The organism is Micromonospora carbonacea (genome assembly GCF_014205165.1).
GTDB lineage: Bacteria > Actinomycetota > Actinomycetes > Mycobacteriales > Micromonosporaceae > Micromonospora > Micromonospora carbonacea.
Genome location: NZ_JACHMZ010000001.1, coordinates 2,849,199 through 2,870,307, shown reverse-complemented (window position 1 = coordinate 2,870,307; position 21,109 = coordinate 2,849,199). Strand labels below are relative to the sequence as shown.

Here is a 21,109-nt window from a genome sequence, read left to right as displayed (position 1 = left end):
CGGTGGCGACCGGTGGGACGCCGGGCGCAAGAAGGCGCGGCCCGAGGTCGACACCTGGCCCACCGGCCGCGCCGGCGGGCCGGACGCCGACCGGTCCCGCGACGACCGGGGCCCCGGCGACGACGATCGGGGCCTGCGGGTGCTGCCCGACCCCGCCGCGTTCGCGGCGCGGCTCGCCGCCGAGACCGAGCCGGCCCGCACGGCCTCGCTGCTGCTGCCGGTGCTCGCCGGCGCGGCGGTCGCCGTGGCCACCGGCGTCTACGCGAAACTGCACCAGCCCACCGGCATCGCCGTCAACGTCGCCGGCTTCACCGGGCCGATGCAGGTGAAGGTGTGGCTGGGCAGCGGCGCGATGGCCCTCGCCGTGGTGCAGGTGCTGTCGGCGCTGGCGATGTGGGGGCGGCTCGGCGGCTTCCGCCCCTCCTGGGCGGGCGTCGCCCACCGCTGGTCCGGCCGGGTGGCGTTCCTGCTCGCCGTGCCCGTGGCCGTGCACTGCCTGTACGCCCTCGGCTTCGCCGCCTACGACCTGCGTACCCTGGCGCACTCCCTGTTCGGCTGCTTCTTCTTCGGCGTGTTCACCACGAAGATGCTGGCCCTGCCGAAGCCGGGGCTGGCCGGCTGGGTGCTGCCCGTCACCGGCGGGGCGGTCTTCGTCGCCCTCACGGCGATCTGGCTGACCTCGTCGCTGTGGTACTTCACCACCTTCGGGATCACCCGGTGACGGCGCCCGGCGCCGCCGGCAGGACACCGGCCGCACCGACCACGCCCCGGAGGGCGGCACCGGCCACGGGCCGCCCGTCGACGCCGACCGCAGCGAGGAGGACCACCCGATGACCGAGGAGCACCGGCCCTGCCCGTCCCGGCGGGCCGTCCTGTGCGCCACCGGGGCGGCGGGCGTCACCGCCCTGCTGGCCGGCTGTCAGACGTACGGGCAGCCCGTCGCCGCGCCGGTGGCGGCCGATCCGCCCGGCGGCGACGCGCCGGCCAGCGGTGACCCGGTGGCCGAGCCCGCCGGCAGCGGCGACCCGGCCGACGCCGACGCCCCCGGCGAGGCTCCCGACGACGCCCCCGCCGGCGGGCAGGCGGCGGCGCTGGCCGCCGTGGCCGACCTGCCCGTCGGCGGCGGCCGGATCCTCGCCGACCGGGGCGTGGTGCTGACCCGGCCGACGCAGGAGACCGTCAAGGCGTACTCCGCCACCTGCACCCACGCCGGCTGCACCGTCACCCGCGTCGATGGCGGCACCATCGTCTGCGGCTGCCACAACAGCACGTTCGACATCGCCGACGGGTCGGTACGCGGCGGGCCGGCCGGCTCGCCGCTGCCGTCGGTCGCGGTGTCGGTGCGCGACGGTCAGGTCCTGCTCGCCTGACGGCGGCCCCCACGACGCCACCGCCGGCCCGACGGGCCGCACCCCCGGCACGACGAAGGCCCGCCCCGAACTTCTCGGGGCGGGCCTTCACGTCGTCAGCCTCGTCAGGTCATGTCGTCGTAGCGCCGGTCGATCGGCGCCGGCGCGGCCACCGGCTCCGGGACGCCGATCGGGTCGACGGCCTCGATCCGCTGGCCGGGCGGCACCCGGTCGTCGTTGAGCTCCAACGGCGACACCTCGTCGTCGGCGATCCCAGCGTAGATCTCCTTGCCCCGCCCGCGCCGCCTGTCGTTGAGGAACGCGACACCCACGGCGGCGAAGTACAGGGCGGACAGGCAGACTGCCAGAGCCGTCATACCGAACGGATCCGGCGTCGGGGTGACCACCGCCGAGAAGGCGAAGAACACGAAGATCGCGACCCGCCACCAGCTGAGCAGCCGCTTCGCGCTGGCCAGCCCCACGAAGTTGAGCATCAGCACGATCAGCGGGAACTCGAACGCCACCCCGAATAACAGGATCAGGTTGGTGACGAACGAGATGTAGCGGGTCACCTCGAGGTTGGTCGAGATGTCGTCACCGGAGACGTTGAGCAGGAACTCCAGCCCCTTGGTGGTGACGAAGAAGGCCAGTACCGCGCCTGCGGCGAAAAGCGGCGCCGCCAGCGATGTGAAGACGTAGGCGTACCGCCGCTCGTGCCGGTGCAGACCCGGCGCGATGAACGCCCACAGCTGGTAGAGCCAGACCGGGGCGGCGATGACCAACCCGACCCAGAGGCCGATCTTCAGGTTGAGCAGGAAGACGTCGGCGACACCGAGCTGGACGAAGTTGCATTTGCCCGTGTCGGGGTCGATCGAGGCCGGCAGGTCGCAGTACGGCTTCGACAACAGCAGCCGCACCGGAGTCGCCAGCCAGATACCGAAGCCGAAGCCGACCATGATCGCCAGCGACGCCCGGAACAACCGGGAGCGCAGCTCACGGATGTGGTCCATCAGCGTCATGGAGCCGTCGGCGGCCTGCTCAAACTTGCTCGGTCCGCGTTTACGAAGGGCGAAGGCCACGGTGGTCGGGCCCCTCGGTCAGTGGTCGCGGACGCGCTGCACCGGGTCGATGACCGGCTGCTGCGGAGCCTGCGGCGGGGCGTACGGCTGCTGCTGCGGCTGCGCGTACGGCTGCTGCGCATACTGCTGCTGCTGCGGCTGCGCGGCGTTCGGCTGCAGCGGCTGGTAGCCCGCCTGGGCGTCGGCCTTCTCGGCCAGATCGCGGTCGTCGTCGTGCAGGCTCTTCGTCTCGGCCTTGATGATCCGCAGCGAACGGCCCAGCGAGCGGGCCGCGTCGGGGAGCCGCTTCGCGCCGAAGAGCAGGATCATCACGACCACGAGTACGGCGATGTGCCACGGCTTGAGGGCACCCATGGGAAGCTCCAGTCGCTCTGTGTCGTCGTGGGGGTGTTTCCGGAGCCCATCGTACGTCCGTCGAGGGCCGTTGCCACCCGCCGGACGCTGGTGGTTTCGACCGGCCGGTGAAGTGTTGACCAACTTCGCGCGTCCCGTCAACCATTCGAACCGGGATCCCACCTGCGGGTACCCGCCCCGCGCCGGCCGCCGGGCCCGCGCGCAGCGGCCCGGGTCGATCTAGTGGCCGCGCTTCGCCTTGATCACGGCCAGACGGCGCTGGGTGAGCTCCACCTGCCCCTGCATCGCCTCCGCGCGCTCCTGCAACGCCTCGGCCGACACCCGCAGCGCCTCCGCCTCCGCCTGGCGGCCCTGCAACGCCATCGCCGCCCGCCGCAGGCGGGGCAGCCGGGTCAGCACCGGCCGCACGGCCAGCGCCAGCACCACGAACGCGAACAGCACCACCGCGACCACGATCCACTTCACCACGGCGGCCAGCCTACCGGGGCGACGCGGCCCCCGCCGGATCACCCGACGGCGCGCCGTCCGGGCTGGCGTACGCCTCCAGCGCGGCGACCGCCTGCGCCCGCACCTGCTCGGCCAGCTCCGCCGGGGCGACCACGGCCACCCCCGGGCCCAGCCCCAGCACGAACCGGCGAGCCCAGCCCAGGTCGGTCACCCGCAGCGACACCAGCCACTGGTCGCCGTCGCCGCGCTCGACCCGCTCGCACGGATAGTATTCCGTGATCCACCGCTCGCCCCGGCCGATCCGCAACGTGATCAACGGCAGGTCCGGCGACGGCCGGAACACCCCCTCGGTGAGGTCGTGCGGGCGGGCCTGCGGCGGCACCGCCGCCGGCTCGTCCAGCTCGACGACCGCGTCGATCCGGTCGGCCCGGAACAGCCGGACCTCCTCCGCGCGGCGGCACCACGCCTCCACGTACGCCCGGCCGCCCACCATCAGCATCCGCAGCGGGTCGATGACCCGCTCGGTCGTCTCGTCCCGGGCCGGCGTGTAGTAGGTGATCCGCAGCGCCCGCCCCCGCCCCACGGCGGCCCGCAGCTGCTCCACCCGCCGGCCGTCCGCCTGCAGGCGCACCTCCACCGGGGCGCCGACCAGGTCGCCCGCCGCGTTCTCGATCTTCGCGAGGGCCCGCTCCACCGCCTCCCGGTTGGCCACCCCCGGCGTCTCGGCGAGCATCCGCAGCGCCACCACCAGCGCCAGCGCCTCGTCGGGGGTCAACCGCAGCGGCCGGTCGATGCCCGCGTCGTAGGTGATGGTCACCCGGTCGCCGTCGAACGCCATGTCGATCAGGTCGCCCGGGCCGTAACCGGGCAGCCCGCACACCCACAGCAGCTCCAGGTCCTCCCGGAGCTGCCGCTCGGTCACCCCCAGGTCACCGGCCGCCTCGGCGATCTCGATCCCCGGCCGGGCCAGCAGGTAGGGCACCAGGTTGAGCAGCCGGGCCAGCCGGTCGGCCGACGCCCGGTTGCCGGCGGCGCGCGGGCCGGTCGGGCGGGCGGCGGGACGGGTCGCCGGGCGGGTCATCGGGCACCTCCGGTCACGGTCAGCTCGTCGTGCCGGGCGGCGATCTCCTTGAGCCGCTGGATCACCGCCTCGCGCACCTCCGGCGGGTCGAGCACCCGCACGTCCGGGCCGTACCCCACCAGCTTTGCGGCCAGCGACTCCGCGTCGGCGTACGGCAGGACCAGCCGGTCCCCCGTGGGCCCGGAGCCGCTGTCCACCGCCCAGCGGCGCAGCCCCGCCGCGCGGCCCGGACGGACCAGGACCGTCGCCCGGCCCGTGCGCTCCACCGGCCCCGACCAGCGCGCCACGTGGCTGATCAGATCCTGCCCCGGCGGCGGCTCGTAGCCGCCCGGGGCCCCGACCACCCGGACCGCGCCCACCACCCGCGACAGCCGGAAACAGCGGGTCGCCGCCCGGTCCAGGTCGTGCCCCACCACATACCACCGGCCCCGCCAGCAGACCACGCCCCACGGCTGGACCCGGCGGCGGGTCGGATCGTCGCGGTCGGGCACGCGGTAGTCGAAGCTCACCTCGCGGCGGTCCCGGGCGGCGGCCGTCAACGGCGCGAACGCCGGGTCGACCGTCACCATCGGCTCCAGTCCCAGCGTGGCCTGCGGGTCCACGTCCACCCCGGCGGCCCGCAGCTTCGCCAGCCCCGACGACGCGGCGGCCGCCAACCCGGCGTGCTGCCACAACCGGGCCGCGATGCCGACCGCCGCCGCCTCGTCCGGCTCCAGCGGGATGTCCGGCAGCGCGTATTCCCGGTGGGCGATCCGGTAGCCCGGCTCCGAGTCGAAGACGCTCGCCGTCCCCGTCTCCAGCGGCACCCCCAGCTCACGCAGCTCCGCCTTGTCCCGCTCGAACTTGCGCTGGAACGCTTCGTGATCCTTCGCGTCGTCCGGATCGTGCTCGTAACCGGGCACGGTCGCGGCGATCTGCGCGGCGGTCAGGAACCGTCGCGTCGACAACAGGCAGATCACCAGGTTGACCAGGCGTTCGGTGCGGGTCCGCGACACGTGTGCACGCTAGCAGCCCGCGCCGCGCGGGCGCGCACCCAATCCGGGCGCGTCGCGGCAACGCCACAACACTCACCCTGGGTGACCACAAGGGCACCGCAGCGGGCCGCGCCCGGCGGCCATAGGGTGACCCCATGCCCGAAGCGGACGTCAAGACCGAGAGCGTGGGCACCGTCGTCGTGGCCGGCGCGGCGAACCTCGCCATCGCCGTGGCCAAGCTCGTCGCCGGGCTGATCTCCGGCTCCGCGGCGATGCTCTCCGAGGCCGCGCACTCCGTCGCCGACACCACCACCGAGGCGCTGCTCTACCTCGCGCTGCGCCGCGGCGCACGACCCGCCGACGTCCGCCACCCCTTCGGGTACGGCAAGGAGAGCTACGTCTGGGCGTTCCTCGCCGCGCTGTTCACCTTCGTCGCCGGGGCCGGCTTCGCCATCACCCACGGCGTCACCACCATCCTCGTGCACGAACACAGCGGCGACTACCTCGTCGCGTACGTCGTGCTGGCCGTGTCGTTCGCCGTCGAGTCGGTCTCCCTGGCCCGGGCGACCCGGCAGGTCCGCGCCGAGTCGCGCCGCTGGAACACCACGCCGAGACGGTTCCTGAAGCTCACCGCCGACACCACCATCAAGGCCGTCTTCCTGGAGGACAGCGCCGCCCTGATCGGCCTGCTGCTCGCCGCCGTCGGCCTCGGCCTGTCCCACCTCACCGGCGACGAGCTCTACGACGGCCTCGCCTCCATCGCCATCGGCCTGCTGCTGCTGGTCGTCGCGATCACCCTCGCCAAGGCCAACATCTCGCTGCTCGTCGGGCGCTCCGTGCCCGAACGGCTGCGCCACGAGATCGCGGCCGAACTCGACGGGCTGCCCGCCGTCGAACGCATCGACACCCTGCTCACCATGCAGCTCGGCCCCGAGGACATGCTCGTCGCCGCCAAGGTCGACTTCCGCGACGACGCCACCGGCGCCGACATCGAGGCCGCCGCCGACGAGGCCGAGCGCCGCCTCACCGCCCGCTACCCCGAGATCGGGTACGTCTTCCTCGACCCCACCCCGTCGCGCCCCGAGACCCGCAACCGGCGCACCCGACACATCCAGGACGAGCCGCCGCGCTGACCCCGCCGCCGCGCCCCGCCCCCGGCAACCGCTAGCGTGCACCGCATGGTGCGATGGCGGGCGGGAACCGTGACGGCGCTACGGCGCGAGTGGACCGGCGCGATCGAACTCGACGTCACACTCGCCGACGGCACCACCATGCGGGCCCTGGCCTACCCGCACCTCGTCGGCCGCCCCGCCCCCGGCGACCGGGTGCTGCTCAACGCCGGGGCGCTGCTCATGGGCCTCGGCACCGGCGGATACGCCCTCGTCGTGGCCCTGCCCGACCGGCTGCCGCCCGACCCGCCACAGGCCGGCGACACCCGCGACGCCGGGCACCTCGTCAAGGCCCGCTACACGCCCCTGCAACCCATCCTGCTCGGCGTCGACGAGGAGGCCAGCCCGCACCACGCGACGCTCGCCGCCGCCGAGGACGTCGCCGGCCTGCCCGTCGTCACCGCCGACCTGCACTCCGCCCTGCCCGCCATCCTCGCCGGCATCCACGCCGACGCCCCCGACACCCGCGTCGCCTACCTGCTCACCGACGGCGGCGCGCTGCCCGCCTGGTTCTCCCGCGCCCTCGACGGGCTGCGCGGCCGGCTCGCCGGCACGATCAGCGTCGGGCAGGCGTTCGGCGGCGACCTGGAAGCCACCACCGTGCACAGCGGCCTGCTCGCCGCCCGGCACGTGCTCGACGCCGACGTGGTCATCTGCGCCCAGGGCCCCGGCAACCTCGGCACCGGCACCCGGTGGGGCTACTCCGGCGTCGCCGTCGGCGAGGCCGTCAACGCCGTCGCCGCCCTCGGCGGGAAACCCGTCGGCTCCCTGCGCATCTCCGACGCCGACCCCCGTCCCCGGCACCGGGGCGTGTCCCACCACAGCCTCACCGCGTACGGCCGCGTCGCCCTCGCCCCCGCCGACCTCGTCGTGCCCGCCGGCCTGCCCGCCGCGCTGGCCGGCGACGTCGACGCCGCGCTCGCCCCCCTCGCCGGGCGACACCGCATCGTCCGGGTCCCCACCGACGGGCTCGACGCCGCGCTGCGCGCCAGTCCCGTGCCCCTGTCCACCATGGGCCGCGGCCTCGACGCCGACCACGCCTACTTCCTCGCCGCCGCGGCCGCCGGCCGGCACGCCGCCGCCCTGGCCCGCTGACCCCGCCGCGAATCCGGTTCGGGCGGGGCGGCGGTCAGGCGGTCTGCGGCCACGGCCGGGCGGCGGTGCGCGGCGGACGCCCTCAGGCCAGGAAGATCAATGCCAGCCAGCCGCCGACGAGCACCACCAGCGCCACGGCCAACACCCACGTCGGCACCGTGTACTCGCCGCGCCGGTTCCGCTCCACCTCCGCGCGGATCTTCTCCCGGCGGCGGTCGATCCAGTTCAACTTCTCGGCGCCGCGCTCGCGCCCCGGAGGTTCAGACATCATGGCAGCGCCAGCCTACCCGGACGGCCCCCTCCCGCCGCGACCAGCGCCGCACGAGGGGGCCCACCGGATCACATGCTGGCGATCAACCGCTCCACCCGCTCGTCGTACGCCCGGAACGGGTCCTTGCACAACACGGTGCGCTGCGCCTGGTCGTTGAGCTTCAGGTGCACCCAGTCGACCGTGAAGTCACGCCGCTTCTCCTGCGCGTGCCGGATGAACTCCCCCCGCAGCCGCGCCCGCGTCGTCTGCGGCGGCGTCTCCTTCGCCTCGAAGATCTCCGGATCCGTCGCCACCCGGTCCACCTCCCCGCGCCGCTCCAGCAGCCCGTACAGGCCCCGCCCGCGCCGCAGGTCGTGATACGCCAGGTCCATCTGCGCCACCCGGGGATGCGACAACGGCAGGTCGTGCTTGCGCTGGTACCGCTCGATCAGCCGCAGCTTCGACACCCAGTCGATCTCCCGCGACACCGGCTCCAGGTCACCGGTCTCCACCGCCCGCAGCACCCGGCCCCACAGCTCCACCACCCGCTTGGCCGTCTGGTCCCCGCCCCGGCGCTCCACGAACTCCGTCGCCTTCGCCAGGTATTCCTGCTGGATCTCCAGCGCGCTGACCTCCTTGCCCGAGGCCAACCGCACCTTCCGCCGACCCGTGATGTCGTGCGACACCTCCCGGATCGCCCGGATCGGATTCTCCAGCGACAGGTCCCGCATCACCACCCCCGCCTCGATCATCCGCAGCACGATGTCCGCGGAACCGACCTTCAGCAGCGTGGTGACCTCGTTCATGTTCGAGTCACCCACGATGACGTGCAGCCGCCGGTACCGCTCCGCGTCCGCGTGCGGCTCGTCCCGGGTGTTGATGATCGGCCGGCTCCGGGTCGTCGCCGACGACACCCCCTCCCAGATGTGCTCCGCCCGCTGCGACAGGCAGTAGACCGCGCCCCGGGGCGTCTGCAACACCTTGCCCGCCCCGCAGATCAACTGCCGGGTCACCAGGAACGGAATCAGCACGTCCGCCAGCCGGCCGAACTCGCCGTGCCGGGAGACCAGATAGTTCTCGTGGCAGCCGTACGAGTTCCCCGCCGAGTCCGTGTTGTTCTTGAACAGGTAGATCTCACCCGCGATGCCCTCGTCGTGCAGCCGCTTCTCCGCGTCGACGAGCAGCCCCTCCAGGATCCGCTCCCCCGCCCGGTCGTGGGCCACCAGGTCCACCACGGAGTCGCACTCCGGCGTCGCATACTCCGGGTGGGACCCCACGTCCAGGTAGAGCCGGGCGCCGTTGCGCAGGAACACGTTGCTCGACCGGCCCCACGACACCACCCGACGGAACAGGTACCGCGCGACCTCGTCGGGGGACAGCCGCCGCTGACCACGGTAGGTGCAGGTGACGCCGTACTCGGTCTCAAGGCCGAAGATTCGCCGCTCCATGAGTTGACATTAGTCCTCTCCGGCCCCGAATGGGCAGGGCTGACCACCCGGACACACACGACCGGCCACCCATCTGGGTGGCCGGCCAGGTGATCACTGTCGTCGAACGGTCACGCCCCGGGCGTGTCGGACCCGCGCTACCCCTCCAGGTCCGCCGAGCCCGCCGACGTCGTCGGCTTCCCCGCCTCCTGCGTCGGCGTCGCCGGAGTCTCCGGACGCTCCTCGGTCGCCGGCTCCGTCGACTCCTCCGCCCCGGCGTCCAGCAACGCGGTCAGGGCCGCGCCGGTGATCCGCCGGAACGTCCGGCCCTTACGGTGCCGGTCCAGGACCGCCACCTCCAACTGGTGCGCCGCGATCGTCCGCGCCGCCCCACCCTCGCCGCCGACGCTGCCCAACGCCGCCACGGCCACCCGGACCGCCTCACCGAGCGACATGTCCGGCCGGTGCTGCGACTTGAGCACACCGGAGATCGCCTCGGCCTGCCCGCCCATCGCCATCCGGCCCGGCTCGTCGTTGACCGAACCGTCGTAGGTCAACCGGTAGAGCGCGTCGGCCTCCGGCGTCGCGCCCACCTCCGCCACGCAGATCTCCACCTCGAACGGCTTCGACTGCTCGGTGAAGATGGCGCCGAGGGTCTGCGCGTACGCGTTGGCCAACGCCAGACCCGTCACGTCCCGCCGGTCGTAGCTCAGGCCGTTGAGGTCGGCCATCCGGACCCCGGCGCGACGCAGATTCTCGAACTCGTTGTACCGGCCCACGGCGGCGAAGCCGATCCGGTCGTAGATCTCACTGACCTTGTGCAGGGTGCTGGAGAGGTTCTCCGCGACGAAGAGCACCCCGCCGGAGTAGCTCACGACCACCGCGCTGCGGCCCCGGGCGATGCCCTTGCGGGCCAGCTCGGAGCGGTCGCGCATGATCTGCTCGGGCGAGGCGTAGAACTGCATGGCCACGGCGGCGGTTCTCCTTTGGGCGCTGTGCTGACGACGACTGCTGACTGGGGCGGAGGCGGGGCTCAGCCGCCCGGGTTCTCCATCCGGCCGGCCACCACGGCCTCGGCGATCGCGGCCGTCTCGGCGTCGGTGAGCCGGTGCGTGCCCTCCGCCGTCGCCGTCATCACCACCGGGTAGATCCGGCGGGTCAGGTCCGGGCCGCCGGTGGCCGTGTCGTCGTCGGCCGCGTCGTAGAGCGCCTCCACCGCGAGCCGCACCGCGTCGTCGACCGACAGGCCCGCCCGGAACCGCTTCTTCAACGCCGACCGCGCGAAGATCGAACCGGAGCCGATCGCGTCGTAGCCGGTCTCCTCGTAGGGGCCGCCGGTGACGTCGAAGCTGAAGATCCGCCCGGCCCGCGCCGGGTCGGCGGCGGCCAGGTCGAACCCGGCGAACAGCGGGATCACCGCGAGGCCCTGCATGGCCGCGCCCAGGTTGCCCCGGATCATCGACGCCAGCCGGTTGGCCTTGCCGTCGAGGGAGAGCATCGCGCCCTCGATCTTCTCGTAGTGCTCCAGCTCCACCTGGAACAGTCGCATCAGCTCGATGCCGATGCCCGCGGTGCCCGCGATGCCGACCAGCGAGTACGCGTCGGCCGGGTGCACCTTCTCGATGTCCCGCTGGGCGATCAGGTTGCCCATGGTGGCCCGCCGGTCGCCCGCCATCACCACTCCACCGGCGGCCGAGATGGCCACGATGGTGGTCGCGTGCGGCGCCAGGTCGGCGGCCATGCCGGGCGGCAACGGCCGACGGCCGGGCAGCATCTCGGGGGCCACCCTGCTCAGGAAAGACGTGAAGGACGACGTCCCCGCGTTGGTGAACACATCTGGTAGACGCCCGGATGGATCAAAACCCGCTGCCACGTGGTTCCCTTCAGGTACGTGATCGCCCTGGCCAGCCTCGTAGGACTGTCACGGAACTGGCCAAGACCACCGTTGCAATTGAAGCAGAGTATCCCGCGCACCCAGCCGGTGCGATGATCGTGGTCCAGATGTTGCGGGTCCGCGCCACCACAGATCGCGCAGACCCCGCCCTGCTCGGCCAGGAGCTCGTCGAACTCCTTCTGCCCCACCCCGTAGCGGCGACGGAGGTGGTATTCGCGGGTGCCGCCGTAGAGCCGCTGCACCGTTTCCCTGCCACGGGCGTTGTGGCACGGTTTGCAGTACGTGTGCCGCCCGCCGGCCTTCCTGGTGCGCGGAAAGTCCTCAAGCGGCTTGATGTCTCCGCAGTCGGGACACCATTTCAGCCCGACGGGGACCGGAACCGGAGCCCTCTTCGGCGCGCTGATCCCGCGCTTGCGGCGGCTCGCCTCCGAGCGGGCCGCCGCGCAGCTCTTGCAATAGAAAGCCAGCCCGTCCGCGCGCCGCCGGTTGCGGTGGAACTCGGTCGTGGGCAGCAGGCGCTCACACTGGGGACACCTCCTGTCCGATGCGCTGGGCAAATTGGACATACAGTATCATTCACCCCCTTTCTGGACGTATCCCCTCACGAACTCTTCTGCGTTCTCCTCCAGGACGGAGTCGATCTCGTCGAGCAGGTCGTCAACGTCCTCGGTGATCTCGGCGTGCCGCTCGGCTACCTCCGGGTTCGCCTCGGTGGTGACGTCCTCGATCTCCTCGCCCTGCCGGGCCTTGCCCGACTGCGACTGCCCGCCGCTGTCACGAGTGGCCATTGCTGCCTCCTCCACGATCGTCTCCGACGAACTTACCTCGCGGAGGCGACGAAAAGCCCGCCGCGCGCCGGCTTGGCGCGGGGCGGGCTTTCGGGCCCTCGGCAGGGTCAGCCGCCGGTCAGCGTCTCCAGCAGGTCCTTCGCGCTGACGCACCGGTCGAACAGCGCGCCGACGTGCTTTCGGGTGCCCCGCTCCGGCTCCATCATCGGCACCCGCACCAGCGACTCCCGGCCCACGTCGAAGATCACCGAGTCCCAGCTCGCGGCGACCACCTCCGAGGCGTACTGGGCCAGGCAGCGGCCCCGGAAGTAGGCCCGGGTGTCCTCCGGCGGCTCGGTCATCGCCGTGCGGGTCTGCTCGTCGGTCAGCAGCGTCTTCATCGACCCGCGCTGCACGAGCCGGTGGTAGAGGCCCTTCTCCGGCCGCACGTCGGAGTACTGGAGGTCGACCAGTTGGAGCTTGTGCGAGCCCCAGCCGAGTTTCTCCCGCTCCCGGTAGCCCTCCAGCACCCGCAGCTTCGCCACCCAGTCCAGCTCGTCGGCGCACTCGAACGCGTCGCGGCCGAGCCGGTCGAGCACGCTCTCCCAGCGGTCGAGCACGTCGGCGGTCTGCTCGTCGACGTCGGCGCCGTACCGGTCGTCCACGAAGGAGCTGACCCGCTCGAAGTAGGCCCACTGCACGTCCAGGGCGGTCAGTCGCCGCCCGTCGCGCAGCCGCATCAGGTGCTTCAGCGACGGGTCGTGGCTGACGGCGCGCAGCTCGCCCACCGGGTCGGCGATGCCCAGGTCCGGCCCGAGCGCCTTCTCCTCGATCATGGTGAGGATCAGGGCGGTGGTGCCGACCTTGAGGTACGTGGAGATCTCCGACAGGTTGGCGTCGCCGATGATGACGTGCAGCCGGCGGTATTTGTCGGCGTCGGCGTGCGGCTCGTCGCGGGTGTTGATGATGGGCCGCTTGAGCGTCGTCTCCAGGCCGACCTCGACCTCGAAGAAGTCGGCGCGCTGGGAGATCTGGAAGCCGCTGGCGCCGCCGTCCTGGCCGATGCCGACGCGGCCGGCGCCGCAGACGATCTGGCGGGTGACGAAGAACGGCGTCAGGTACGCGACGATGTCGGCGAACGGCGTCTGCCGGCGCATCAGGTAGTTCTCGTGGGCGCCGTAGCTGGCGCCCTTGTTGTCGGTGTTGTTCTTGTAGAGGTGGATGGGCTGGGTGCCCGGGATGGTGGCGGCCCGGCGGGCCGCCTCGGCCATCACCCGTTCGCCGGCCTTGTCCCACCGGACCACGTCGAGGGGGTTGGTGACCTCGGGGGTGGAGTATTCGGGGTGGGCGTGGTCGACGTAGAGGCGGGCGCCGTTGGTGAGTATGACGTTGGCCAGCCCGAGGTCCTCGTCGGCGAGCGCCTCGGCGGGGTCGTACGCGGCGCCGGAGTAGGTGAAGCCGCGGGCGTCGCGCAGCGGCGACTCCTCTTCGTAGTCCCAGCGGGCCCGGCCGCCCCGGTTGAGTTCGGGGCGCGCCCCGTAGGCGTTGACCACCTGGGAGGAGGTGACCATCGGGTTGGCCCCCGCCTGGCCGGGCACGGAGATGCCGTACTCGACCTCGGTGCCCATGATCCGTCTTACGCTCATCAACCTACCCGCTTCGCTCGCCGACCCGGTCCCCCGTCACGTCGAGCGTAGTCCGCGCCGCGCGGTGCGGGGGTGCGGCGGGCGGCCACGTCGGGGCGGTGTCGTGCCGGGCACGGGTACGCGACGGGGCCCGCGACGTCGGTGTCGCGGGCCCCGGGCGTGTCGTCGGGGGTTTACAGGTATTGGCCGGTGTTGCTGGCGGTCTCGATCGACCGGCCGGCCTCGGTGCCCTTGCCGCCGGAGACGAGCGTGCGGATGTAGACGATCCGTTCGCCCTTCTTGCCGGAGATGCGGGCCCAGTCGTCGGGGTTGGTGGTGTTGGGCAGGTCCTCGTTCTCACGGAACTCGTCGACGCAGGCGTCGAGGAGGTGCTGCAGGCGCAGGCCCTTGCGGCCGGAGGTGAGGAACTCCTTGATCGCCATCTTCTTGCCCCGGTCGACGATGTTCTGGATCATCGCGCCGGAGTTGAAGTCCTTGAAGTAGAGGACTTCCTTGTCGCCGTTGGCGTAGGTCACCTCGAGGAAGCGGTTCTCCTCGGTCTCGGAGTACATCCGCAGGACCACCGCGTCGATCATGGCGGCGACGGTGGCCTGGGCGTCGCCGCCGTGTTCGGCCAGGTCGTCCGGGTGCAGCGGCAGCCCGGCGAGGATGTACTTGGAGAAGATGTCCTTGGCCGCCTCGGCGTCCGGCCGCTCGATCTTGATCTTCACGTCGAGCCGGCCGGGGCGCAGGATGGCCGGGTCGATCATGTCCTCCCGGTTGGAGGCGCCGATGACGATGACGTTCTCCAGCCCCTCCACGCCGTCGATCTCGCTGAGCAGCTGGGGGACGATCGTGTTCTCCACGTCGGAGGAGACGCCGGAGCCGCGGGTGCGGAAGATGGAGTCCATCTCGTCGAAGAACACGATGACCGGCGTGCCCTCGCCGGCCTTCTCCCGGGCCCGCTGGAAGATCAGCCGGATGTGCCGCTCGGTCTCGCCGACGTACTTGTTGAGCAGCTCCGGGCCCTTGATGTTGAGGAAGAAGCTGGTGTGCCTCTCCTTGCCGAGCCGCTCGGCGATCTTCTTGGCCAGCGAGTTCGCCACCGCCTTGGCGATGAGCGTCTTGCCGCAGCCGGGCGGGCCGTAGAGCAGGATGCCCTTGGGCGGGCGGAGCTGGTGCTCACGGAACAGGTCCGCGTGCAGGAAGGGCAGCTCCACCGCGTCGCGGATCTGCTCGATCTGCGACTGGAGGCCACCGATGTCGGTGTAGTCGACGTCGGGCACCTCCTCCAGGACCAGCTCCTCGACCTCGCTCTTCGGGATCCGCTCGTACGCGTACGCCGAGCGGGGCTCGATCATGAGCGAGTCGCCGGCCCGGATCGGCGAGCCGATCAGGGTCTCGGCGAGGTGCACGATGCGCTCCTCGTCGGAGTGCGAGACCACCAGCGCCCGGTCGCCCGGAGCGCCGTCGGGGCCCGCGAGGATCTCCTTGAGCATCACCACCTCGCCGACCCGCTCGAACCCGAACGCGTCGACGATGTTGAGCGCGTCGTTGAGCAGGACCTCCTGGCCACGTCGCAGCTCCGCGACGTCCAGCGAGGGAGAGACGGCCACCCGGAGCTTGCGCCCCCCGGTGAACACGTCCACCGTGCCGTCCTCGTGCGCTGCCAGGAAGACACCGTAGCCACTCGGCGGTTGCGCGAGGCGGTCGATCTCCTCCTTGAGCGTCACGATCTGCGCTCGGGCCTCCTTGAGAGTGCTCACGAGCCGTTCGTTGTTCTCGGTCAGCCGCGCCAACTGTGCCTGGGTGGCCGCCAGCCGCTCTTCGAGCTGCCGGACGTGTCGGGGGCTTTCGGTCAACTTGCGCCGCACCAGAGCGAGTTCCTCTTGAAGGAACGCGACCTGCGTGGAGAGATCGTGGGCCTCCTTCTCCCACCGTGCGGCGCGCGAGTCCGCGTCGTCGCTGCGTGCCACGTCCCACCTCCCCGGGGGGCTTGAACGTTCTGCCCTAACACTAGCCGCTATGAGGCCGATTCGGTCCCACGCAACGCCCTCGTCACTGAACCTTGATCGCCAGGGTGGCCGCAGGGGCAGGTCGGAGCGTTCGGGTACCGTCGTGTCGTGGGACGGGAGAACATGGGGGTACGCCGGTGAGCGAGGTCGCGACCGACCAGTTGCAGGTCTGGGTTGACCAGGACCTCTGCACGGGTGACGGCCTGTGCGTGCAGTACGCGCCGGAGGTCTTCGAGTTCGACGTCGACGGGCTGGCCTACGTCAAGGGCGCCGACGGCGAGCTGAAGCTCGCCCCGGGCAGCCGGGTGGGGGTGCCCGGGCACCTGCGCCTCGAGGTGATCGACTCGGCGAAGGAGTGCCCGGGCGAGTGCATCCACGTGGTGCGGGGCGACGGCGTCGAGGTCGCCGGCCCGGACGCCGAGGACGACTGAGCCCGGCCGCCGCGGACGACCGACGACCGCCCGCCCGGGCCGCCCCGGGCGGGGCGACCCGGGCGGCGACGCCCGGCGCGGGCCGGGCTCAGAGCAGCGGGCGGCCCACCACGGCGGCGACCGTCCGGGCGAACTCCTCCAGCCGGGCGATCTGCCCGGCCCCGCCGTCGTCGAGGGTCTTGCCGAAGCGCAGCGCGTCGTGCCGCGGCACCCCGCCGATCTCGTCGCCGGGCGGGGCCTCGTCGAGCGAGGTGAGCAGCAGGTAGACGTCGATGCTGTCGACCCGGATCCGGCCGTCGTCGGTGCGGGTGAGCCGCCGCCGGCAGCCGACCTCGGTGACGGTGGAGACCGGCACCACCCGCAGCGACGAGGTCATCGACCCGGGCGGCCCCTCCCCCGGCGGCACGTCCTCGCCGTGCCAGAGCACGAGGCGGCTGCCGTCGCAGACCACGACCTCCTGCCACACCCCGTTGACCTCGTTGACGAACCGTTCGAGGGTGAAGCCGAGCACGGAGGCGCCGCGCAGCACCCCGCCCAGGGCCTCCAGGGCGACGTCCGGGTCCCGCAGGTAGGCCCGCGCCGCCGATTCGAGGTCGGGGTAGGGCGACCAGTCGGGGAAGACCGCCGGCACGTCCTGGCCGCCGAAGCCCGGCTGGCTCATCCGGCCACCCCACGCTCCTCCGCCGTGTCGGGCAGCGCCCCGGCGGCCTGGGCGGCGGCGGCCTGCCGGGCCTCGGCGGCCGCGCGCAGCGCCTGCTTGCGTTCGGCGTACGCCTCGGCGCCCTTGCTGGGTTTGCGCCGCCGGGGCGGGGCGGTGACGCCGGGGGCGAGCCGGCGGGCGGAGACGAGGAACGCGGTGTGCGCGATCATCCGGTGGTCGGGGCGCACGGCCAGCCCCTCGGCGTGCCAGTCGCGCACCAGGGACTCCCAGGCGCGCGGCTCGGTCCAGCCGCCGCGCTCGCGCAGCGCCTCGACCAGCTCCGAGAGCTGGGGCGTGGTGGCGACGTAGCCGATGAACACCCCGCCGGGCACGAGCGCCCGCTCGACCATGTCGAGGGCCTCCCAGGGGGTGAGCATGTCCAGGATGATCCGGTCGAAGCCGGTCTCCGCGCACGCGGCGACGTCGCCGACGTGCAGCCGCCACGCCGGGTGCGGGCCGTGGAAGAACGCCTCGACGTTGCGGCGGGCGATCTGGGCGAAGTCGTCGCGCAGCTCGTAGGAGTGCAGTTCGCCGGTGGTGCCGACGGCCCGCAGCAGGGAGCAGCTCAGCGCGCCGGAGCCGGCGCCGGCCTCGAGGACCTTCGCGCCGGGGAAGATGTCGCCCATGGCGACGATCTGCGCCGAGTCCTTCGGGTAGATCACCTGGGCGCCGCGCGGCATGGACAGGACGTAGTCCGACAGCAGCGGGCGCAGCGCGAGGAACGCGGTGCCGCCGCCGGAGGTGGTGACCACGCTGCCGTCGGGCAGCCCGACGAGCGCGTCGTGGGCGAGGATCCCGCGGTGGGTGTGGAACTCCTTGCCGGGCTCCAGGGTGACCGTGTGCATCCGCCCCTTCGGGTCGGTCAGCTGCACCCGGTCGCCGGGGCGGAAGGGCCCCCTGGCGTGGCGGAGGCCCGGCGCGTCGCTGCCGTGGGCCGCCGGCACGGGCGGCGACGCCGGGCTGTCGGCGGACGCCGGCGCGTCGGGTTCGGCCGGGAGGGTGGGGGGATGTGCGGTCACGTGTTCATCTTCCGTTTGGGTTCCAGGAGCTGCGCCAGGTCCGCGATGTGCAGAACGCCGACGACATCTTCGCCTGCCGTCACGACGTACTGTGCGCCCGGGTGGGTCCGCACGGCCTCCATCACCCGTTCCCCGTCGAGGCCGGCCGGCAGGACGGGCAGCCCGGCCAGAGCGCGGGCGACGGCGTCGACGGCGATCCAGGGCCGGCGGGCCGGCGGCACGGCGTCGGCGGCGACGGGGTCGACGAGCGCGACCGGCCGGCCCGCGCCGTCGGTGACGGCGAGCGCGGCGTCGGGGCGGTCGCCCTCGGCGCGGCGGCGCTGCGCCTCGGCCAGCGGCGTGCCGGTGGGCACGGCGAGGACGGGGCGGGCCAGCCGGCGCAGGTCGATCAGCGGGAACCGGCGGCTGATCCGGGCCAGCCGGATGGACTGCCCCGCCCCGCGCCACAGGGTGACCGCGACGAGCAGCATCAGCGGCAGGGCCAGGGGCGCCAGCAGCCCGGTGACGGTCAGCGCGAGCGTCGCCGCGACGGTGCCGACGGCGACGGCCCGGCCGACCCAGCCGGCGACCTCGGTGCCGGTGTGCCGGTCGCGGGTGAGCGCCCACACGGCGGCCCGCAGGGCCCGGCCGCCGTCGAGCGGCAGCCCGGGCAGCAGGTTGAACAGCGCGACGATGACGTTGCTGACCGCGAGCTGGAAGGCGAGCTGGTTGGTCAGGGTGCCGTCGGGCAACGCCAGGGTGGCGGCGACGGCGGCGACGCCGAGCACCGCGGAGACGGCCGGGCCGGCCAGCGACACCAGCAGGTCGACGCGGGGGCTGGGGGCGTCGCGGTCCATCTCCGTGTATCCGCCGAGCAGTTCCAGGGTGATGCCTCGCACGCCGATGCCGTGGCGGCGGGCGGTGAGGGCGTGGCCGAGCTCGTGCAGCAGCACCGAGCCGAGCAGCGACACGACGAACCCGACGCCGATCAGGTACGCGCCGAGCTGGGACAGGTCGAGCTGGCGGCGGGCGAACTCGGCGTAGGTCACGGTGACCAGCAGGGCCAGCAGCAGCATCGACCCGTTGAGGTGCAGCGGCACGCCGAAGACCCGGCCGACGGTGAGGCCGGTGCGGGTGGGACGGCGCGGCGGTCGGTCGCTCTGCGGCTGCTCCATCGCCCCGATGCTACGGACCCGACGCCGACGGCGACCCGGCGGAGCGGCGCGGCAGGCTTGTCGGACCGGTGGCCTAACCTTCCGGACATGACGGCGGAACCGGTGATCGACCAGCAGCAGGCGCGGGCCACGGCGGAGGTGCCGGCGACGGTCCGGGCGTCGCTGTCGCCGTCGCGGGCGGCCGACTTCAAGACGTGTCCGCTGCTCTACCGGTTCCGCAGCATCGACCGGCTGCCCGAGCGGCCGAGCGTGGAGCAGGCCCGGGGCACGCTGGTGCACGCGGTGCTGGAGCGGCTGTTCGACCTGCCGGCGGCGGGGCGCACCCCGGAGGCGGCCGGTGACCTGGTGGCCCCGCAGTGGGACCGGCTGGTCACCGAGCAGCCGGAGCTGGCCGCCCTGTTCGACGCCGCCGATCCCGATGGCACGGCCGAGTTCCTGCGGTCGGCGTCCGGGCTGCTGGGGGGCTACTTCGCGGTGGAGGATCCGCGCCGGTTGGAGCCGGCCGAGCGGGAGGCGTTGATCTCGGCGGTGGTCGACGACGAGCTGCTGATCCGGGGCTATCTGGACCGCCTGGACGTGGCCCCCGACGGGGCGCTGCGGGTGGTCGACTACAAGACCGGCGGCGCTCCCCGGGAGGCGTTCGAGGCGCGGGCGTTGTTCCAGCTCAAGTTCTACGCGCTGGTGCTGTGGCGCACGCGTGGGGTGGTGCCGCGGGTGCTGCGGCTGCTCTACCTCAAGGACGCGGAGGTCTGCGACTACGCCCCCGACGCGGAGGAGCTGGCGCGGTTCGAGCGCACCGTGGTGGCGTTGTGGCAGGCGATCGAGGCGGCGACGGCCCGGCAGGACTTCCGGCCCCGGCCGAGCCGGTTGTGCGACTGGTGCAACCACCAGGCGCTGTGCCCGAGCTTCGGCGGCACCCCGCCGCCGTTCCCGGCGGCGGCCGCCTCGGCGGACCCGCTGGTCGACGCCCGGTCCCGGCCCAGCCCGCCCGGCGCGGACGAGTGAGGCTCCTCCCTGAGGAGGAGGCCGGGTTCACCGTCGGCGACGACCGATCGCGTGCGGCGGCGGCTAGCGTTCCCCTATGACCGCAGGGTTGAGGGCGTGGCTGCGCGGCCGCCCGCTGGCCTCCGACGCGCTGCTCGCCGTCGCCGTGGTGCTGGTGGACGCCCTCTTCGTCCTGCTCACCCCGGTCGACTTCCGGCCCGGCCCGCTGCCGGCGGCGCTGGGCTGGAGCGTGCTGTGCGCCGCCCCGGTGGCGCTGCGCCGGGCGGCGCCGTGGCCGGCGGTGGCCGCCGCCGTGGCGAGCCTCGCGGTGCCGGTGCTGTTCGGGCACGCCCCGAACACGCAGAACCTCGCCTTCGTGGTGTTGACGTACACGATGGCGGCGCACCACCGGGCCCGCCCGGCGGCGCTGGCCACCGTGGCGCTGTGGACGCCGGTGGCGGCGGTCAACGTCCTCGACCCGATCGACGACACGGTCTTCGAGGTGGGCCCGGCCTACCTGGTGCTCAACAACGTGCTCGTCGCCGTGGTGGCGTACGCGGTGGGCCGGGCGGTGCACGCCCGCCGCGCCTCCACGGAGGCGCTGCGGGAGCGGGCCCGGGTGGCCGAGCAGAACCAGCGGTCCCTGGCCGAGCAGGCGGTCGCCGACGAGCGGCGGCGCATCGCCCGGGAGCTGCACGACGTGGTGGCCCACCACGTGAGCGTGATGGGGGTCCTCGCCACCGGGGCGCGGCGGGTGCTGCGCCGCGACCCGGACGCCGCCGACGAGGCGATCGCCACGATCGAGGACACCGGCCGGGCGACGCTGCGGGAGCTGCGCCGGCTGCTGGACGTGCTGCGCACCGACGCGGAGCCGGCGGCCGACCTGGCCCCGCAGCCGGGGCTGGCGGGCATCGGGCCGCTAGTGGAGCAGGTGCGCGAGGCGGGGCTGCCGGTGACGTTGCGGGTCGAGGGCGAGCCGGGGCCGTTGGAGGAGGGGGTGGCGTTGACGGTCTACCGGATCGTGCAGGAGGCGCTGACCAACGCCCTCAAGCACGCCGGGGAGGCGACGGCGGTGGTGCGGTTGACGTTCGGCGCGGCGTACCTGGCGGTGGAGGTCACCGACACCGGTCGGGGGCCGACGCCGGGCGCGGTCCGGATCGGGCACGGGCTGGTGGGCATGCGGGAACGGGTCGGCCTCTACGGTGGGACGCTGCGCACCGGGGCCCGGCCCGGCGGCGGCTACCGGGTGTACGCGAGGATTCCGGTGGAGCAGCTCGGGGCGGTGCCGGTGTGAC

At 73.2% G+C, this 21,109-nt stretch carries 23 protein-coding genes; 7 read left to right on the top strand and 16 right to left on the bottom strand.

The features are described 5' to 3' along the window. Positions 1-208: 208 nt before the first annotated feature. On the top strand, positions 209-721 hold the full coding sequence (locus HDA31_RS12460; RefSeq protein WP_246384693.1) for a DUF6529 family protein: 513 nt from the start codon (positions 209-211) through the stop codon (positions 719-721). A 109-nt stretch (positions 722-830) separates the two neighbouring features. Further along, on the top strand, positions 831-1,370 hold the full coding sequence (locus tag HDA31_RS12455) for a Rieske (2Fe-2S) protein (protein ID WP_178065182.1): 540 nt from the start codon (positions 831-833) through the stop codon (positions 1,368-1,370). Positions 1,371-1,474: 104 nt separating this feature from the next. Here the strand turns inward: HDA31_RS12455 and tatC are convergent, their stop codons facing one another. The 5 genes from tatC to HDA31_RS12430 all read right to left on the bottom strand — a co-directional run bounded on the left by tatC (position 1,475) and on the right by HDA31_RS12430 (position 5,305). Beyond that, positions 1,475-2,428 (bottom strand): twin-arginine translocase subunit TatC, encoded by a 954-nt coding sequence (gene tatC, locus HDA31_RS12450; RefSeq protein ID WP_178065181.1) that lies wholly within the window; start codon positions 2,426-2,428, stop codon positions 1,475-1,477. 18 nt (positions 2,429-2,446) lie between these two features. Then, positions 2,447-2,782, bottom strand: a complete 336-nt coding sequence (gene tatA, locus HDA31_RS12445; protein ID WP_178065180.1) for a Sec-independent protein translocase subunit TatA — start codon at positions 2,780-2,782, stop codon at positions 2,447-2,449. A 219-nt stretch (positions 2,783-3,001) separates the two neighbouring features. Further along, on the bottom strand, positions 3,002-3,250 hold the full coding sequence (locus HDA31_RS12440) for a hypothetical protein (protein WP_178065179.1): 249 nt from the start codon (positions 3,248-3,250) through the stop codon (positions 3,002-3,004). 10 nt (positions 3,251-3,260) lie between these two features. After that, entirely contained in the window at positions 3,261-4,310 is a 1,050-nt protein-coding gene (locus HDA31_RS12435) for a helix-turn-helix transcriptional regulator (protein WP_178065178.1), read from the bottom strand. Next, positions 4,307-5,305 (bottom strand): helix-turn-helix transcriptional regulator, encoded by a 999-nt coding sequence (locus HDA31_RS12430; protein WP_074477174.1) that lies wholly within the window; start codon positions 5,303-5,305, stop codon positions 4,307-4,309. The genes HDA31_RS12435 and HDA31_RS12430 overlap by 4 nt, the downstream gene beginning before the upstream one ends. A 134-nt stretch (positions 5,306-5,439) precedes the next feature. Here HDA31_RS12430 and HDA31_RS12425 point away from each other — a divergent pair, with 134 nt between their 5' ends. Together HDA31_RS12425 and HDA31_RS12420 are read left to right on the top strand one after the other, a co-directional pair. Further along, positions 5,440-6,417 carry a cation diffusion facilitator family transporter gene (locus HDA31_RS12425; protein ID WP_178065177.1) on the top strand — a complete coding sequence of 326 codons (978 nt, stop codon included), beginning with the start codon at positions 5,440-5,442 and terminating at the stop codon, positions 6,415-6,417. A 45-nt stretch (positions 6,418-6,462) separates the two neighbouring features. After that, positions 6,463-7,548 (top strand): DUF3866 family protein, encoded by a 1,086-nt coding sequence (locus HDA31_RS12420; protein ID WP_178065176.1) that lies wholly within the window; start codon positions 6,463-6,465, stop codon positions 7,546-7,548. A gap of 82 nt (positions 7,549-7,630) precedes the next feature. On the opposite strand, the gene HDA31_RS12415 is transcribed toward HDA31_RS12420, so the two are convergent. From HDA31_RS12415 to arc, 8 genes are all read right to left on the bottom strand, one after another. Further along, on the bottom strand, positions 7,631-7,819 hold the full coding sequence (locus HDA31_RS12415) for a hypothetical protein (protein ID WP_178065175.1): 189 nt from the start codon (positions 7,817-7,819) through the stop codon (positions 7,631-7,633). A 68-nt stretch (positions 7,820-7,887) separates the two neighbouring features. Then, positions 7,888-9,246 carry a Pup--protein ligase gene (gene pafA, locus HDA31_RS12410; protein ID WP_074477170.1) on the bottom strand — a complete coding sequence of 453 codons (1,359 nt, stop codon included), beginning with the start codon at positions 9,244-9,246 and terminating at the stop codon, positions 7,888-7,890. Between the two features lie 137 nt (positions 9,247-9,383). Continuing rightward, positions 9,384-10,196, bottom strand: coding sequence for a proteasome subunit alpha (prcA, locus tag HDA31_RS12405; RefSeq protein ID WP_178065174.1), 813 nt, complete (start codon positions 10,194-10,196; stop codon positions 9,384-9,386). A gap of 62 nt (positions 10,197-10,258) precedes the next feature. Further along, positions 10,259-11,098 (bottom strand): proteasome subunit beta, encoded by an 840-nt coding sequence (gene prcB / locus HDA31_RS12400; protein WP_176734232.1) that lies wholly within the window; start codon positions 11,096-11,098, stop codon positions 10,259-10,261. Then, positions 11,017-11,685 carry an endonuclease VII domain-containing protein gene (locus HDA31_RS12395; protein ID WP_178065173.1) on the bottom strand — a complete coding sequence of 223 codons (669 nt, stop codon included), beginning with the start codon at positions 11,683-11,685 and terminating at the stop codon, positions 11,017-11,019. Before HDA31_RS12395 ends, prcB begins: the two co-directional genes overlap by 82 nt. 6 nt (positions 11,686-11,691) lie before the next feature. Then, on the bottom strand, positions 11,692-11,907 hold the full coding sequence (locus tag HDA31_RS12390) for a ubiquitin-like protein Pup (RefSeq protein WP_036375672.1): 216 nt from the start codon (positions 11,905-11,907) through the stop codon (positions 11,692-11,694). A gap of 107 nt (positions 11,908-12,014) precedes the next feature. Continuing rightward, positions 12,015-13,532: a depupylase/deamidase Dop gene (dop, locus tag HDA31_RS12385; protein ID WP_074477165.1), complete on the bottom strand. Its 1,518-nt coding sequence runs from the start codon at positions 13,530-13,532 to the stop codon at positions 12,015-12,017. A gap of 173 nt (positions 13,533-13,705) precedes the next feature. After that, a complete protein-coding gene (arc, locus tag HDA31_RS12380) occupies positions 13,706-15,487 on the bottom strand; it encodes a proteasome ATPase (protein ID WP_074477164.1) in 1,782 nt (593 codons plus the stop codon). Between the two features lie 176 nt (positions 15,488-15,663). Here arc and HDA31_RS12375 point away from each other — a divergent pair, with 176 nt between their 5' ends. After that, a complete protein-coding gene (locus HDA31_RS12375; RefSeq protein ID WP_178065172.1) occupies positions 15,664-15,957 on the top strand; it encodes a ferredoxin in 294 nt (97 codons plus the stop codon). Positions 15,958-16,045: 88 nt separating this feature from the next. Here the strand turns inward: HDA31_RS12375 and HDA31_RS12370 are convergent, their stop codons facing one another. The 3 genes from HDA31_RS12370 to HDA31_RS12360 are packed head-to-tail and all read right to left on the bottom strand — an operon-like array spanning position 16,046 to position 18,830. Beyond that, positions 16,046-16,618, bottom strand: a complete 573-nt coding sequence (locus HDA31_RS12370; protein WP_043968814.1) for a hypothetical protein — start codon at positions 16,616-16,618, stop codon at positions 16,046-16,048. After that, positions 16,615-17,676, bottom strand: coding sequence for a tRNA (adenine-N1)-methyltransferase (locus HDA31_RS12365; RefSeq protein WP_376701380.1), 1,062 nt, complete (start codon positions 17,674-17,676; stop codon positions 16,615-16,617). The genes HDA31_RS12370 and HDA31_RS12365 overlap by 4 nt, the downstream gene beginning before the upstream one ends. After that, the gene (locus tag HDA31_RS12360) at positions 17,673-18,830 is read right to left on the bottom strand and encodes a M50 family metallopeptidase (protein ID WP_178065171.1); all 1,158 of its coding nucleotides are present in this window, start codon (positions 18,828-18,830) and stop codon (positions 17,673-17,675) included. The genes HDA31_RS12365 and HDA31_RS12360 overlap by 4 nt, the downstream gene beginning before the upstream one ends. An 87-nt stretch (positions 18,831-18,917) precedes the next feature. Here HDA31_RS12360 and HDA31_RS12355 point away from each other — a divergent pair, with 87 nt between their 5' ends. Together HDA31_RS12355 and HDA31_RS12350 are read left to right on the top strand one after the other, a co-directional pair. After that, positions 18,918-19,835, top strand: coding sequence for a RecB family exonuclease (locus HDA31_RS12355; RefSeq protein ID WP_178065170.1), 918 nt, complete (start codon positions 18,918-18,920; stop codon positions 19,833-19,835). 76 nt (positions 19,836-19,911) lie between these two features. Next, positions 19,912-21,108 (top strand): sensor histidine kinase, encoded by a 1,197-nt coding sequence (locus HDA31_RS12350; RefSeq protein WP_178065169.1) that lies wholly within the window; start codon positions 19,912-19,914, stop codon positions 21,106-21,108. The last annotated feature ends 1 nt before the right edge of the window (position 21,109 follow it).